The following is a 14,012-nucleotide window of genomic DNA, read 5'->3' as shown; positions in this document are numbered from 1 at the left end:
AGTTCGCAAAGGAAGTTGTGGTCGTTAAGTTCACGAAGCGGGTGCTGATGCTGCCGGGGCGCAGCCTGGCCGGCCAGTTCCTGCTGTTCCAGCTGGTGGTGGTGGCGGTGGTGCTGATCGCGGTGGCCGCGGTGTCGGTCGCGCAGTCCACCCGCGAGTTCCGCGATGTCCGCGGCCAGCGGATGATCGCCGTCGCCGAGAACGTGGCGTCCACCCCGATCGTCCGGGACCGTTACGCAGACCCCTTCGCCGCCCGGATCCTCGCCCCCGAGGTGGACCGCGCGGTGGCCCTGTCCGGGGCCGGCCTGGCCGAGATCCTCGATCCCGACGGCCGGGTGCGGGTGTCCACCGACCCCGCCCGGGTCGGTACCCGAATGGACCTGTCCGCCAGCCGCGCCGACGAAGGCCGGGCCTGGTTCGGCGACGGCGATATCGACGGGGTACGCAGCCTGATCGGTCAGGTCCCGATCCTGGCCGCCAGTGGCGCGGTGCTGGCCGTCGTCTCGGTGAGCGAACGCTACCCGACGGTGTGGGAGCTGATCGGCGGCGCGGGCGAACGACTGCTGCTGTATCTGAGCCTGGGCGCGGTGCTCGGTTTGGCGGCGTCGTGGCTGCTGTCACGGCGGATCAAACGCCACACCCGCGGGCTCGAGGTGGCCGAGATCGCCGGCCTGGCCGATCACCGGGAAGCGTTGCTGCACAGCATCCGTGAGGGCGTGGTGGCGGTCAACCCCGACGGTGTGGTCACCGTGCTCAACGACAGCGCGCAGGAACTGCTCGGCCTCGGCGCCGAGGCCGTCGGGCGCCGCGTCGACGAACTCGGCCTGGAACGCGCCGTGGTGGATTTCCTGATGTCGGGTGAGGAAGGCCGCGACGTCATCATCGCCACCGGCAGCCACGTCCTGGCCCTCAACCGGCGTGCGGCCCGCAGCCAGGGCCGGCACATCGGTACCGTCACCACGATGCGCGACAGCACCGAAGTGGCCGCGCTGCAGGCGCAGTTGTCCTCACACCGCAGCGTCACCGACACCCTGCGTGCCCAGACCCACGAGTTCGCCAATCAGCTGCACACCATCTCCGGGTTGGTGCAGCTCGGCGAGTTCGACGCCGTCCACGACTTGGTCGGCACCCTGACCCGGCGCCGGGCGCAGATCAATGATGCTGTCACCCAACGTATCTCCGATCCAGCGGTGGCCGCGCTGCTGATCGCCAAGACCTCGCTGGCCGCCGAGAGCGGAGTCATCCTGACACTCGATCCGGACAGCCGGCTGCGGGCCCTGTCGCCGGCGCTGGCCACCGATGTGATCACCCTGCTGGGCAACCTGATCGACAACGCGGTGGACGCCTCGGTGGGCGCCACCCGGGCCGAGGTGAACGTCACGGTGTGCGACGCCGACGGCCTCACCCTCACCGTCACCGACTCGGGACCCGGTGTGCCACCGCATCTGCGGGAGTCGCTGTTCGCCCGCGGGGTGACCTCCAAACCGGCTGGCGCCGGCGGTCTGGAGAAACAGCGCGGTATCGGGCTGGCCCTGGTCCGGCTGGTCACCACGCAACACGGCGGACACGTCGAGATCACCGACGGTCCCGATGGCGGTGCCTCGTTCGTGGTGCGGTTGGCCCATGCGTGACGTGCTGATCGTCGATGACGATTTCATGGTGGCCGAGATCCACCGTCGCTTCGTCGACCGGATCGACGGTTTCCAGGCGGTCGGCGTGGCCCGCACCGGGGCGGAAGCGCTGAGCGCCGCCGAAGAGCTGAGTCCCGATCTGATCCTGCTGGACGTGTACCTGCCCGATATGTCCGGGCTCACCGTGCTGCAACGGCTGCGTGCCTGCGGCAACCACGTCGGCGTCATCATGATCACCGCGGCGCGGGAACTGGACACCGTCCGCGGGGCCCTGGACGGCGGCGCCGCCGACTACCTGATCAAACCGTTCGAGTTCGACCAGCTGCACGCCAAGCTCGGCACGTTCGCGGCACGCGCCGACGCGCTGGCCGCCGACGGCGGCGCCGACCAGACGATGATCGACGCACTGTTCAGCGGCACCACCCCCACCGCCGCACCGGTGCTGCCGAAGGGGCTGGGCGCCGAAACCGGCCAGCTGGTGCTCGACGCCGTCCGCACGGCCGAAGAGGTGTCCGCCGCGGAATGCGCCGACCTGGTCGGTATCTCCCGGGTGAGTGCGCGCCGCTACCTGGAGCACTACCTCGGCACCGGTCTGCTGGAACTGCGCCTGCAATACGGTGCGGGCCGCCCCGAACGCCGCTACCGGATCGCCGAATAGCGTGTCTGTGCCGCGGCGGTGCCTGGCGCTGATACTGGCGACGATGATCGCCGGCTGCGCGCCGGCCACCCCACCGGTCACACCCGGCACCGATTCCGCCCAGGCCGAGGCGGTCATGCGGATCGTCCGCGACACGGTGACCCAGGCACACCTGAGATCGGTGATCGTGCGCGTCACGATCGGTGGCAGAGAGGTGGTCACCCGGGCCGTCGGAGAGTCGATGACCGGGGTCCCCGCCACCCCGGCCATGCTTTTCCGCAATGGCGCCGTGGCCATCTCGTATGTGTCGACGCTGCTGCTCATCCTGGTGGACGAGAAGAAGGTCAGCCTCGACGACAAGCTGTCGACATGGTTGCCCGACATCCCGCACGCCGACCGCGTGACACTCGGCCAGCTCGCCCAGATGACCTCGGGCTACGTCGACTACGTCATCGGCAACACCGCGATGAACGACGCGCTCTACGCAAACCCATTCCGGCACTGGACAACCCACGAACTACTGGACTTCGCGGTGCATGAGCCACTGCTCTACGAGCCCGGCACCAACTGGAACTACGCCCACACCAACTACGTGCTGCTCGGGCTGGCCCTGGAGAAGGCCACCGGCACGGATATGCCGACATTGTTGTCCGAGAAGGTACTTCACCCGCTGGGGTTGACGAACACCGCCGATGCCGAGACCGCGGCGATCCCGCCACCGGTACTGCACGCGTTCAGCTCCGAACGCCGGGCGGCACTCAAGATCCCGGCCGGCACCCCGTTCTACGAGGAGACGACGTTCTGGGATCCGTCCTGGACCATCACCCACGGCGCGATCCAGACCTCGAACATCTACGACCTGGAGGCTACCGCGGTCGGGATCGGATCGGGCCGGCTGCTGTCCACGGAGTCCTACCGCAGGATGGTCTCCACCGAGCTGCGCGGCAAGACCCACGCGCAGCCGGGCTGCACCACCTGCGCCGAGATGACCGACGGCTACACCTACGGGCTGGGCGTCGTCATCTCCGGGAACTGGCTGCTGCAGAACCCGATGTTCGCCGGGTACGCCGCCCTGGAGGCCTACTTACCGGCGCGCAAGATCGCCATCGCGGTCGCCGTCACGTTCGCCCCGGATGCGTTCGACGACCAGGGCGGTTACCGCAACGAGGCCGAGGCGCTGTTCCGCAAGATCGGCGCCGAACTCGCCCCCGAGGATGCGCCGCCAGTGCCCCCGGCGAAATAATGGCGCTCGTGGCGCCCAAGGTTCTCTTCCTCTACAACGAACACCTCGCTTCCGAAGCCCTGCTGGGCGAGGCGTTCACCGAACAAGGCTTCGATGTGCACACGTTCGAGGTGGTACCGGCGGAGCGGGTCGACGACCCCGCCGGTGACGTGGTCTTCCCCGCTGCCGCCGACTACGACGTGCTCGTCCCGCTGGGGGCGCGGTGGCCGGTGTACGACGAAGCCCTGCGACGCACCTGGGTGGGCGCGCAGACCCAGCTGCTCCACGACGCCGCCGACGCCGGCGTGGCGATGCTCGGGGTGTGCTTCGGCGGCCAGCTGATCGCCCAGGCCTTCGGCGGCACCGTCAGTCGGGCCCCGGTCGCCGAAATCGGCTGGACCGATATCAGCACCGACCAGCCCGACCTGGTGCCCGGCGGTGCGTGGTTCGAATGGCATTTCGACCGCTGGACGCTGCCGCCCGGTGCCGTGGAGGTGGCCCGCACCGCCAACGCCTCGCAGGCGTTCGTCCTCGGGCGGGCCCTGGCGCTGCAGTTCCACCCCGAGATCGACCACCAGCTGCTGTCGCTCTGGCTTGCCGAGGACCGTGACGGCGAGGTCATCGGGCACGGTCTCGACCACGACGAAATACTCTCCAGGACAAACGAATTGAAGGACGACACCGCCGAACGGGTGCGCGGCCTGGTGGACGGCTTCCTCAGGCACGTGGCACGTCAGCCGTGCCCCAGCTCGTGAGCCAGCGCGGCCTCGATACCCGGGCGGCGGAACCGGTGCCCGAGACGCTGCAGCGCGACGGGCAGCACCCGCTGGTCGGCCTCCGCGAGTTCCCGCACGCCCTGCTCCCCCAGCAGTAGCTTCGGCCCGAACGACGGCACGGGCAGCAGCGTCGGCCGGTGCAGCACCTGCCCGAGCGCGGCGGTGTAGTCGGCATTGGTCACCGGCTCGGGTGCCACCGCGTTGACCGGTCCGGCGAGCCGGTCGTCGTAGAGCGCGCGGTAATAGATGTCCAGCAGATCGTCCAGACCGATCCACGACAACCATTGCGCGCCACTGCCCAGCCTGCCGCCCAGCCCCGCCGCGAACAGCGGCCGCAGCAGTCGCAGCGTGCCACCCGCGCTGGATTGCACCACGCCGGTGCGGACGTTGACCACCCGCAGCCCTGCCGCGGCGGCGGGGCCGGTCGCGGCCTCCCAGTCGGCGACGACATCGGCCAGGAACCCCTCACCGCGATCGCTGGTCTCGTCCAGCAGCTCGTCGCCGCGGTCGTATCCGTAGAAACCGATCGCCGAAGCGCTGACGAAAGCCCGCACCCCGGATGTCCGGGCAGCCAGTTCGGCCAGGGCACGGGTGGGGCCGATCCTGCTGTCGCGGATGGCCGTGCGATGTCCTTCGGTGAACCGGCCCGCGATAGACGCACCGGCCAGATGTACCACCGCGTCCACCCCGGCCAGCAAACCGGCGTCGGGCTGGGACGGATTCCATTGGCGCTCATGGGATCCGGTGGGCTGATGACGCACCAGCCGGATCACCCGGTGACCACCGGAGGTCAGGAAGGCCGCCAGCGCCGAACCGACCAGGCCACTGGCGCCGGTGAGGGCGATGACCAGTGCTCCCGTGCCCGATGCCGCGGCGTCGCGGTGTGCGGCCAGGTCGTCGGCGAGCTGAGCGTGCCGGTAGACGAACATCGGCCGCAGCGCAGCCGCCGGCACCACCGTCTGCACCGTGTCGGACACCCGTGTCGAATCCGGCCCGGTCGCGGCGAACTCGTGGATGTGCCGCCACTGCCCGATCGCCCGCGCCGGCCACGATCGCGGACCGTCGGAGTCGAGGGTGTCGACGAAACGGTGCGGTGGGTCATATCCGGCGGGATCGTGGCGGGCCACCCAGCGCAGGCCACCCGGAAGCCCCAGTATCGCCCGACCGTCAGCGAGTGACGGCGTCTCGGCGACCACCGTCATCGGCTGCCACGGCGGTACCAGCCGTCGCATCGCACCGGGGCGGGCGTGCCAGGCGAACACCGTGTCCAGCGGATGGTCGACGACGCTGTCGTATTCAATGCCCATCTCAATTCCCATCGCTGATTTGCCACCTGCAGGGCCGGGGTACCCCACCCGGATCCGCCGTACGCTCGAAGTGTCCCCCATCACGAAGCCGAGTCCGATGAGAAAGACCCTCCGGCGCACCGCCGCGCCGGGCAGGTTCGCCGACCGCCGGGATGCCGGCCGTGTCCTGGCCGGCTATCTGTCGCCCTATCGCGGCCGGACCGATCTGCAGGTCCTCGGCCTGGCCCGTGGTGGGGTGCCGGTCGGGTGGGAAGTCGCCGCCCACCTGAACGCCCCGTTCGACGCGTTCCTGGTGCGCAAACTCGGTGTGCCGGATTGGACCGAGCTGGCCATGGGCGCCCTCGCGAGCGGCGGCGGGCTGGTGCTCAACCGAGACCTGATGGACAAGCTGAGGGTCACCGAGGAACAACTCCAGGAGACGATCCGGGCCGAGACCGCCGAGTTGCACCGGCGGGAGTGGGCATATCGCGGCAACCGGCCGCCACCGGATATCGAGGGCCGCACGGTGATCCTGGTCGACGACGGATTGGCCACCGGGGCCAGCATGTTCGCCGCGGTGCGCGCGGTGCGGGCCGGCGGCCCCGCTGAGGTGGTGGTGGCGGTCCCGGTCGGCTCCGATTCGACGTGCCGGGCGTTGCGCGCCGAAGCCGATGCGGTGATCTGCGCATGCTCGCCGCCGGACTTCAGCGCAGTCGGGCAGGTGTACGACGACTTCCGTCAGACCAGCGACGACGAGGTCCGGCGACTGCTGGCGACCCGGCCTTAGCCTTTGTGCTCGGCCTCGGCGTCGGTTTCGGCATCTGGCGCCTCATCGGCGGTATCCGCCGGGACGGGCTCTGCCGCGACAGCCTCTTCGTCGGGGTAGTCCTGGACCGCCTCGGGCTCGTCAGCCGCGGTGTCCTCGTCGGCATTGTGCCGGGACCGGTCACGCAGCGCATCGACGATGAGCAGCACCACACCGATGACGCTGGCGCCTATGCACACCCAGGCGATGACCTCATTGCTGGTGACCACCGCGGCCACCAGCGAAGCCAGGCCGACAACGGCGAGGACGAGCGCAATGATCAGCATTGATCGACGTTAACCGACGAGGGGCCGGTCAGTTGTTTCCGCGGTTGAACTGGTTGAAGCCACCCGAATCGTTGGTCGCACCGGAGTCCACGGGGGCGGCCGAACCGCGCTGCCCGAGCTCTTCGAGCTGCGATTCGAGGTAGGTCTTCAGGCGGGTGCGGTACTCGCGCTCGAAGGTGCGCAGCTGCTCGAGTCGTCCTTCGAGCACCGTGCGCTGCTGGTTGATGGTGCCCATGATCTCGGAATGCTTGCGCTCGGCGTCGGCCTGCAGTGCGTCGGCCTTCTCCTGTGCCTGGCGCAGCTGGGTCTCCGACCGGGTCTGCGCGTCGGACAGCAGCGCGTCGGCGCGCTGACGGGCATCGGCAAGCGTGGTCTCCGCGGTGTGCCGGGCCTCGCTGACCAGGGCATCGGCCTGGGCGCGGGCATCGGAGAGCAGCTTCTCGGACTCCGCCTTGGCGGATCCGGTGAGCCGGTCGGCGGTGTCCTGCGCCAGGCTGAGCACTTTGGCGGCCCGGACGTGGTGGTCCTCGGATACCGGTGCTGCCGGCTGGGCCACCGGCGCCGGGGCCTCGTACACCGGCTGCGCCACGGGCTCCGGCTCGGGCTCGGGCTGGTAGGCCGGGATCGTCTGGGTGGGCTGTGCACCACCGGCACGCGCTCCGGCCAACTCCTGATCGAGTTCGGAAACCCGCTGGCGGAGGTCGGCGTTCTCCTCGATCAACCTGGTGAGTTCGTTCTCCACCAGGTCGAGGAAGGCATCGACCTCATCCTCGTTGTAGCCGCGTTTACCGATGGGCGGCTTACTGAAAGCGACGTTGTGAACGTCGGCTGGTGTGAGCGGCATCGCCTGCCCCCTTGAAGTCTGGACCGTCAACCGGTTTCAAAGTGTAGAGCGTCGGTACGAGTAACTGGCGTCCATCCTGTCACAGCAGACCCGGCGGTTGCAGAGGAGGCTCATAATTAAGAGCGAATTTCAATCTTCGACGCTGGTCGGAAGCTGATCCAGCGCCGGAGTCGGCGCGGCCGGACGACGGTCAGCCGGCCGAGCCCGCGGCCGCCCCGAAGGCCAGTTGCATCCCGATGAACGCGACCAGAAGCAGCACCATGATCGACAGGTCGAAGCGCACCGCGCCGATGGTCAACTGCGGGATCAGACGCCGCAGCAGCTTCACCGGAGGGTCGGTGACGGACAGGATCAACTCGAGGATCACCACCGTCACACCCTTGGGGTGCCAGTCCCGACTGAACGACCGGATGAACTCCACGACCACTCGCGCGATCAACAGGAGCCAGAACACGAACAGCGCGAAACCCAGGATTTCGAAGAACAGCGCCAACGGAAGCCGACCTCACTACGGCGGGAAAACGTGATTGCAAACCGGTGGGACCAGCCAGTCCCTCGGGATTCAGCCTACTCGGCATCTCCGGTGCGCCCCCTGCCAGGAACTACCGACAGGGGGTCGACCCGGCTACTGGTAGGAGTAGAAACCCGCTTCGGCGATCCGGCGGCGCTCCTCGGCGCTGACATCCACATCCGCCGGGGAGAGCAGGAAGACCTTGGTGGCCACCTTGTCGAAGGAACCGCGCAGCGCGAAGGCCAGGCCGGCGGCGAAGTCGACGAGTCGCTTGGCGTCGGCGTTGTCCATCGACACCAGGTCCATGATGACCGGCGTGCCGTCGCGGAACCGCTCACCGATAGTGCGGGCTTCGCTGTAGTCCTTGGGGCGCAGCGTGGTGATCTTGGCCAGCGGGCTGCCGGCCTCGAACAGTTCGGCCATCCGGCGGGGCTCCATGGCCAGCGCGCCCCGGGTCGGGGCGGCGGGGAAACGCGGGGCGGGACGGTCGAACTCGCGCGGGGCCCGCAGGCGGCCTTCGAATCGCGGTGAGTCGTATCCACCGCGGTATGCGCCCGGGGCCATCTCCATCTCGCGCTCGTACTCACGGGGGCCGCGGTCCTCGAAGCCCCGGCTATCGCGGGCGTCGCGCACTCCGTAGCCGTCCTCCTCGAAACGATCCTCCGCGCCGCGGCGCGGGTACGACCGTGACGGGCGGTCGTCGTCGTAGTAGTCGTCCTCGTACTCGTCCAGCGGCGCCATACCGAAGTAGGCCTTGACCTTGTGCAGTGTGCTCATCGCCTGCCCCTTCTGCTGCTGATAACTATGTGGTTTGTGATGAAGATGTGACTGGAGTGACTACTCAGGGTGACGTTAGCGGGCGTTGACCCATCAACGCGGTACCGACACGCACACACGTGGATCCGTGTCGCACAGCTACTTCGAGATCGCCGGACATCCCGGCCGAAAGTCCCAGCCGGTGAGTGAAACCCCGCTGCACCCGGTCCCGTTCGGCGGCCAGCTGGGCGAAAGCCTCGTCGGTGTCCCAGCCGAGCGGCGGAATCCCCATCAGGCCAACGAATTCCAGGGCGTCGATGGCGTGGGCCGCCGCGCACAGTTCCAGAATCAGATCCGGCCGGCTGACCGGCACCCCGCCGCGGGCGGGATCGCCGTCCAGACTCACCTGCAGGTAGATCCGCAACGGCTCGGTACGCCGGCCCGCGGCGATCTCCTCCTCGGCGGCCCCGCCGAGCGCGGAGATCAGCCGCGCGCTGTCCACCGAGTGGGCGGCGTACGCCCACCGGGCCACCGCGCGCGCCTTGTTGCGCTGGATGCTGCCGACCATGTGCCAGCGCACCGCACCGGGCGGTTCGCCGGGAAAAGCCGCGGCGACGGTGGCCGCCTTCTCGGATGCCTCCTGTTCACGCGATTCACCGAACTCGGTGCAGCCCAGGCGGCGCAGGATGATCACATCGGAAGCCGGAAAGAACTTGGTGATGGGCAGCAGGTCGATATCGCGGACATCGCGTCCGGCCGCCTCGGCGGCGGCGGCCAGTCGAGCCCGGACCGCGGCCAGCGATCCGGCCAACTCCGCGTCCCGGTGCGGGGCCCCCGTCATGTCGCGAGCACCGTCATTCCATCCACACCAACGACGCCAGGCGTCCGGTGGGCGCATCGCGCCGGTGACTGAACAGCGCACGGTCCTCGACGGTGCAGCGCGGGTCGATATCGATGGTGGTGATCCCCAATGCCGTCAATTGGCGGGCGATTCCGGCCCGGATGTCCAGCCCGGGGGTGCCCTTCTCGGTGGTGGTGCGACTGCCGGGCAGCGCGGCTTCGACCTCGTCGGCCATGATCGCGGGCACTTCGTAGTGGCGGCCACTGACGGCGGGGCCGAGCAGCACCGAGATGTCGTCCGGGGAAGCGCCCAGCGCCACCATATTTTCGACGGTACGCGCCACGATGCCCAGCTGCGCCCCGACCCGGCCGGCATGCGCGGCGCCGATCACTCCGGCCCGCGCGTCGGCCAACAGCACCGGAACGCAGTCGGCCGACAGCACCGCGAGCGCCAGCCGCGGCGTCGTGGTCACCAGCGCGTCGGTGTCATCGACGGTGGCACCCGGGTCACCGTCGACCACCACGACACGGTCGGAATGGACCTGATTCATCCAGACCACGCCGTCGGCATCGATGGTGTCGGCCAGGCGTTTCCGGTTGGCCGCAACGGCGGCCGGGACATCGCCGACGTGATCGCCGAGATTGAAGGTGTCATAGGGCGGCCGCGAGACACCGCCCTGGCGGGTGGTCGTCACGCGCCGAACCCGGACGGGCACGGCGTCTAGTGGCGCATGAAGGGCGGCACGTCGACATCGTCGTCGGAGATGCCGCCGTCATCAGGTCCGCCGATGCGCACCGTGGCCCCATTGGTGTGCCCGGCCGGGACGCTGACCGCGTCGGCCGGTTCGAACACCGTGGAGCGCACGTTGCCCGAGGCCGCGGGCGCGATGGTCTGGGCACCCCCGGTGACGGGTTTGCGGCTCGGGGTCACGCTGTCGAAGCCGGCCGCGATGACGGTGACCCGGACCTCGTCGCCCAGCGAATCGTCGATGACGGTGCCGAAGATGATGTTGGCGTCCGCGTGCGCGGCCTCCTGCACCAGCGAGGCGGCCTCGTTGATCTCGAACAGGCCGAGGTCACTGCCACCGGCCACCGAGAGCAGCACGCCCTGCGCACCTTCCATGGACGCTTCCAGCAGCGGCGAGTTGATCGCGATCTCGGCGGCCTTGAGAGCGCGACCGTCCCCGCGCGCGGAGCCGATGCCCATCAGCGCGGTGCCCGCGCCGCTCATCACACCCTTCACGTCGGCGAAGTCGACGTTGATCAGTCCCGGCGTGGTGATCAGGTCGGTGATGCCCTGGACACCGTTGAGCAGCACCTCGTCGGCGCTGCGGAACGCGTCCATCAGCGAGACGGCGGCATCGCCCATCTGCAGCAGCCGGTCGTTCGGGATGACGATCAGGGTGTCGCAGCTCTCGCGCAGCGACTGGATGCCGTTCTCGGCCTGATTGGACCGGCGCTTGCCCTCGAAGGAGAACGGCCGGGTGACCACACCGACGGTCAGCGCACCGAGCTTGCGTGCGATGGACGCCACCACGGGCGCGCCACCGGTGCCGGTGCCACCGCCCTCGCCTGCGGTGACGAACACCATGTCGGCGCCGCGCAGCAGTTCTTCGATATCGTCCTTGGCGTCCTCGGCGGCCTTGCGGCCCACCTCGGGGTCGGCACCTGCGCCCAGACCACGGGTGGAGTCCCGGCCGACGTCGAGCTTGACGTCGGCATCGCTCATCAACAGCGCTTGCGCGTCGGTGTTGATGGCGATGAACTCCACGCCCTTGAGACCGTGTTCGATCATCCGGTTGACGGCATTCACGCCGCCGCCGCCGATGCCGACCACCTTGATGACCGCGAGGTAGTTGTGCGGGGGGGTCATGGGTGCCTTCCTCCCAGAATGTTCGAGTCCAGTGCGAAACCTTCAACGAAACCCTCAACCTCAACCATAGGTTTAAAGTTATGTCAAGTAGTTCCGCGCAAACAGAACGGTAGGGCCGCCTGCCCGCGACGCCGGGCAGGCGCGCCGAAGCAACACGACAAAAATTCGATCTGTGAATCGGTACGGAGCCGGGACTATTCGCAGGACTATTTGACCGTCGGCAGGTCCGGGCTCGACACGTCATAGGTACGGCCCGGCTGGGTCAGCAGCGCCGCGAGTTTGGCCGCCTTCTCCTCGGTGCGATCGTTGGTGCCCCACACCACCACCCGGCCGTCGACGAGGGTCAGCGTGATCGCCGCGACCGACGGCGCCGCGATCCGGCTGACCTGCCCGGCCACCTCCGGCGGCAACGAGGTGAGCACCTGCAGCGCCGCCTTGGTGGCGGGGTCCTTGGGACCGGGGGTATCGGCGTCCAGGTACGGCAGCCCCGGCGGCGGTGGCCCGGTGACGAAATCGACACCGTCCTTGTCGTAGAGGTGGGGGCCGTCCGGAAAGTCCTTCACCACCAGCGGTATCCGCTCCACCACGGTGATGCGCAGGGTGGAGGGGTACTCGCGCTGCACCCGCGCGCTGGCCACCCGGCGCAGCGTGGCCACCCGTTCGGCCACCGAATCGGTGTCGACCTGCAGCAGCGGCGTGCCCGTCGGGACAGCCGCAGCAACGGCGACCTCCTGTTCGGTGAGCACGCTCAACCCGGTGATGACGGTCTCGCGCACCGACATGACCGGTGTGAAGTACAGCACCAGGCCCAGCGCCACGGCCACCACCGACGCCAGCGCCGACCACATCAGCAGTTTCAGGCCGCGGATGACCCGGCGGGCCGGCACGGCCTGCTGGGGCTCCGGCCGGCCGGACACCTTGCGTTTGGCCGCCCGGCGCGCCTCCTCGATCGCCATGGCGCGCGCCTGCGCGGCGCGGCGCTCCTCGCGTTCACGTCGCGCACGCCGACGCGGTCCTTCGAAATCCTCTGCCGCCTCGGCGGTTTCGGGCTCCAGCGGAGACGCGGCGGGCTCGGCGGGCTCCACCTCAGGCTCGATCGCGGGCTCCCCCGGCTCGACGGGTTCCGGTCCGGGTTCGGTCATCACCGCACCGGCCGACGCGCCAGCGCGTCGAGGATCTCGCGGCCCAGCAGGGTGACGTCACCGGCACCCATGGTCACCACCACGTCCCCCGGTCGGGCGACCGCCGCCACCCGCTCGGCCACCGCCGAGAAATCCGGTACGTAGTGCACCGCAGAGGTGACGTGCTCGACGATGCTGCGCCCGCTCACCCCCGGGATCGGCTGTTCGCGTGCCGCGTACACATCGAGCACGAACACCTCATCGGCGGCGCTCAGCGCCGTGCCGAACTCGCGCGCGAAAGTCTCGGTCCGCGAATACAGATGGGGCTGGAACACCACGATGGCCCGGCCCTTGGACTCCGCCGCCAGCGTGCACACCGCCGACAGCGCGGCCGTCACCTTCGTCGGGTGATGGGCATAGTCGTCGAAGACCCGGACCTCGGCCGCGGTGCCCACCAACTCGAAGCGCCGGCGGACGCCCTCGAATCCGGCCAGCGCCTCAAGCACGACATCCGGGTCCGCGCCGGCCTGTACCGCCGCCAACAGCGCGGCGAGCGCATTGAGTGCCATATGCCTGCCGGGCACCGACAACCGCATGGTGCGCGGGTGCGTCTCCCCCGCCAGTTGCACCGTGGCGATCGCGCTGGTGCCCCGCTGCTCCCAATCCAGCAGTGCACCCGCCAGATCGGGGTGCCCGGCACTGCCGTAGCGCAACACCCGGATCCCGAGTGCCGCAGTGCGTTCGGCCAGCGCCGCCGCCCCCGGGTCGTCGACGCAGACCACGAGGGCACCGCCCGGCGTCAGACGTTCCATGAACGCGTCGAACACAGCGACGTAGGCCTGCTCGCTGCCGAAGAAATCCAGATGGTCGGCCTCGACGTTGGTCACCACCGCGATGTCCGGCCGGTACTGCACCAACGACCCATCGCTCTCGTCGGCCTCGGCCACGAAGAAGGGACCGCTGCCGTGATGCGCGTTGGTACCGGCCGCGCCGAGGTCACCGCCCACGGCGAACGACGGGTCGAAGCCGCTGTGCTGCAACGCGACGATCAGCATGGACGTGGTCGTGGTCTTGCCGGCCGTCCCCGTCACCATGAGCGTCGTGTCACCGGCCATCAACTTGGCCAGCACGACCGGACGCAGGATCACCGGGATACCGCGGCGGCGGGCTTCGACGAGTTCGGGATTGGTCTTGGGGATCGCGGCATGGGTGGTGACCACCGCGGTGGGACCGCCCTCGAAGATATCCAGCGCCGCGGCGTCGTGGCCGATCCGGATATCCGCACCCCGGGCCCGTAACGCCGCCACACCGCGTGACTCCTTGGCATCGGAGCCCGACACCAGCCCACCGCGGTCCAGCAGGATTCGTGCGATACCCGACATACCGGCGCCGCCGATACCCACCATGTGCACCCGCGCCAGTT

The 14,012-nt window shown here is 69.2% G+C and carries 15 protein-coding genes; 5 read left to right on the top strand and 10 right to left on the bottom strand.

Going from position 1 to position 14,012, the window contains the following annotated elements; all coding sequences use genetic code 11:
• Positions 1-47: 47 nt before the first annotated feature.
• From QN239_RS14340 to QN239_RS14325, 4 genes are read left to right on the top strand one after another with little or no spacing between them, the layout of a single operon-like run.
• Positions 48-1,631: a sensor histidine kinase gene (locus QN239_RS14340; RefSeq protein WP_499016780.1), complete on the top strand. Its 1,584-nt coding sequence runs from the start codon at positions 48-50 to the stop codon at positions 1,629-1,631.
• Positions 1,624-2,289 carry a response regulator gene (locus QN239_RS14335; protein WP_499011254.1) on the top strand — a complete coding sequence of 222 codons (666 nt, stop codon included), beginning with the start codon at positions 1,624-1,626 and terminating at the stop codon, positions 2,287-2,289. Before QN239_RS14340 ends, QN239_RS14335 begins: the two co-directional genes overlap by 8 nt.
• Positions 2,290-2,332: 43 nt before the next feature.
• Positions 2,333-3,511, top strand: a complete 1,179-nt coding sequence (locus tag QN239_RS14330) for a serine hydrolase domain-containing protein (protein WP_499016779.1) — start codon at positions 2,333-2,335, stop codon at positions 3,509-3,511.
• Positions 3,511-4,245, top strand: a complete 735-nt coding sequence (locus QN239_RS14325; RefSeq protein ID WP_499011251.1) for a type 1 glutamine amidotransferase — start codon at positions 3,511-3,513, stop codon at positions 4,243-4,245. Before QN239_RS14330 ends, QN239_RS14325 begins: the two co-directional genes overlap by 1 nt.
• Here QN239_RS14325 and QN239_RS14320 read toward each other — a convergent pair.
• Positions 4,224-5,573, bottom strand: coding sequence for a TIGR01777 family oxidoreductase (locus tag QN239_RS14320; protein ID WP_499016778.1), 1,350 nt, complete (start codon positions 5,571-5,573; stop codon positions 4,224-4,226). The two genes, QN239_RS14325 and QN239_RS14320, sit on opposite strands and share 22 nt — an antisense overlap.
• Positions 5,574-5,670: 97 nt before the next feature.
• Between QN239_RS14320 and QN239_RS14315 the strand changes: the two genes are divergently transcribed.
• Positions 5,671-6,339 carry a phosphoribosyltransferase gene (locus tag QN239_RS14315; RefSeq protein ID WP_499011248.1) on the top strand — a complete coding sequence of 223 codons (669 nt, stop codon included), beginning with the start codon at positions 5,671-5,673 and terminating at the stop codon, positions 6,337-6,339.
• Here the strand turns inward: QN239_RS14315 and QN239_RS14310 are convergent.
• The 9 genes from QN239_RS14310 to murC form a co-directional block, all read right to left on the bottom strand.
• Entirely contained in the window at positions 6,336-6,644 is a 309-nt protein-coding gene (locus QN239_RS14310) for a DUF308 domain-containing protein (RefSeq protein WP_499011246.1), read from the bottom strand. The genes QN239_RS14315 and QN239_RS14310 overlap by 4 nt on opposite strands.
• Positions 6,645-6,672: 28 nt before the next feature.
• Entirely contained in the window at positions 6,673-7,488 is an 816-nt protein-coding gene (gene wag31, locus QN239_RS14305) for a DivIVA-like cell division protein Wag31 (protein WP_499011243.1), read from the bottom strand.
• A gap of 190 nt (positions 7,489-7,678) precedes the next feature.
• Positions 7,679-7,981, bottom strand: a complete 303-nt coding sequence (locus QN239_RS14300) for a YggT family protein (protein WP_090353839.1) — start codon at positions 7,979-7,981, stop codon at positions 7,679-7,681.
• Positions 7,982-8,113: 132 nt separating this feature from the next.
• Positions 8,114-8,776, bottom strand: a complete 663-nt coding sequence (locus QN239_RS14295; RefSeq protein WP_499011240.1) for a cell division protein SepF — start codon at positions 8,774-8,776, stop codon at positions 8,114-8,116.
• A 64-nt stretch (positions 8,777-8,840) separates the two neighbouring features.
• Complete coding sequence (locus QN239_RS14290; RefSeq protein WP_267293094.1) at positions 8,841-9,596, bottom strand: YggS family pyridoxal phosphate-dependent enzyme; 756 nt, start codon at positions 9,594-9,596, stop codon at positions 8,841-8,843.
• 13 nt (positions 9,597-9,609) lie between these two features.
• Entirely contained in the window at positions 9,610-10,311 is a 702-nt protein-coding gene (pgeF, locus tag QN239_RS14285; RefSeq protein WP_499011238.1) for a peptidoglycan editing factor PgeF, read from the bottom strand.
• A gap of 5 nt (positions 10,312-10,316) precedes the next feature.
• Entirely contained in the window at positions 10,317-11,468 is a 1,152-nt protein-coding gene (ftsZ, locus tag QN239_RS14280; RefSeq protein WP_090353833.1) for a cell division protein FtsZ, read from the bottom strand.
• Between the two features lie 206 nt (positions 11,469-11,674).
• Positions 11,675-12,610: a cell division protein FtsQ/DivIB gene (locus QN239_RS14275; protein ID WP_499011236.1), complete on the bottom strand. Its 936-nt coding sequence runs from the start codon at positions 12,608-12,610 to the stop codon at positions 11,675-11,677.
• On the bottom strand, positions 12,610-13,995 hold the full coding sequence (murC, locus tag QN239_RS14270; RefSeq protein WP_499016777.1) for a UDP-N-acetylmuramate--L-alanine ligase: 1,386 nt from the start codon (positions 13,993-13,995) through the stop codon (positions 12,610-12,612). The genes QN239_RS14275 and murC overlap by 1 nt, the downstream gene beginning before the upstream one ends.
• Positions 13,996-14,012 lie beyond the last annotated feature (17 nt).

This window comes from Mycolicibacterium sp. Y3, assembly GCF_051188035.1.
Classification (GTDB): Bacteria; Actinomycetota; Actinomycetes; order Mycobacteriales; family Mycobacteriaceae; genus Mycobacterium; species Mycobacterium fluoranthenivorans.
The sequence above is the reverse complement of the archived record's forward strand: the minus strand, read 5'-3'. Positions and strand labels throughout refer to the sequence as shown.

Coding starts and splice junctions, on each gene's coding strand:
- QN239_RS14290 (WP_267293094.1), bottom strand. CDS start 9,596: ATGACGGGGGCCCCGCACCGGGACGCGGAGTTGGCCGGATCGCTGGCC.
- QN239_RS14310 (WP_499011246.1), bottom strand. CDS start 6,644: ATGCTGATCATTGCGCTCGTCCTCGCCGTTGTCGGCCTGGCTTCGCTG.
- QN239_RS14335 (WP_499011254.1), top strand. CDS start 1,624: ATGCGTGACGTGCTGATCGTCGATGACGATTTCATGGTGGCCGAGATC.
- QN239_RS14340 (WP_499016780.1), top strand. CDS start 48: ATGCTGCCGGGGCGCAGCCTGGCCGGCCAGTTCCTGCTGTTCCAGCTG.
- QN239_RS14320 (WP_499016778.1), bottom strand. CDS start 5,573: ATGGGCATTGAATACGACAGCGTCGTCGACCATCCGCTGGACACGGTG.
- wag31 (WP_499011243.1), bottom strand. CDS start 7,488: ATGCCGCTCACACCAGCCGACGTTCACAACGTCGCTTTCAGTAAGCCG.
- QN239_RS14315 (WP_499011248.1), top strand. CDS start 5,671: ATGAGAAAGACCCTCCGGCGCACCGCCGCGCCGGGCAGGTTCGCCGAC.
- QN239_RS14330 (WP_499016779.1), top strand. CDS start 2,333: ATGATCGCCGGCTGCGCGCCGGCCACCCCACCGGTCACACCCGGCACC.
- QN239_RS14275 (WP_499011236.1), bottom strand. CDS start 12,610: ATGACCGAACCCGGACCGGAACCCGTCGAGCCGGGGGAGCCCGCGATC.
- QN239_RS14295 (WP_499011240.1), bottom strand. CDS start 8,776: ATGAGCACACTGCACAAGGTCAAGGCCTACTTCGGTATGGCGCCGCTG.
- QN239_RS14325 (WP_499011251.1), top strand. CDS start 3,511: ATGGCGCTCGTGGCGCCCAAGGTTCTCTTCCTCTACAACGAACACCTC.
- ftsZ (WP_090353833.1), bottom strand. CDS start 11,468: ATGACCCCCCCGCACAACTACCTCGCGGTCATCAAGGTGGTCGGCATC.
- murC (WP_499016777.1), bottom strand. CDS start 13,995: ATGGTGGGTATCGGCGGCGCCGGTATGTCGGGTATCGCACGAATCCTG.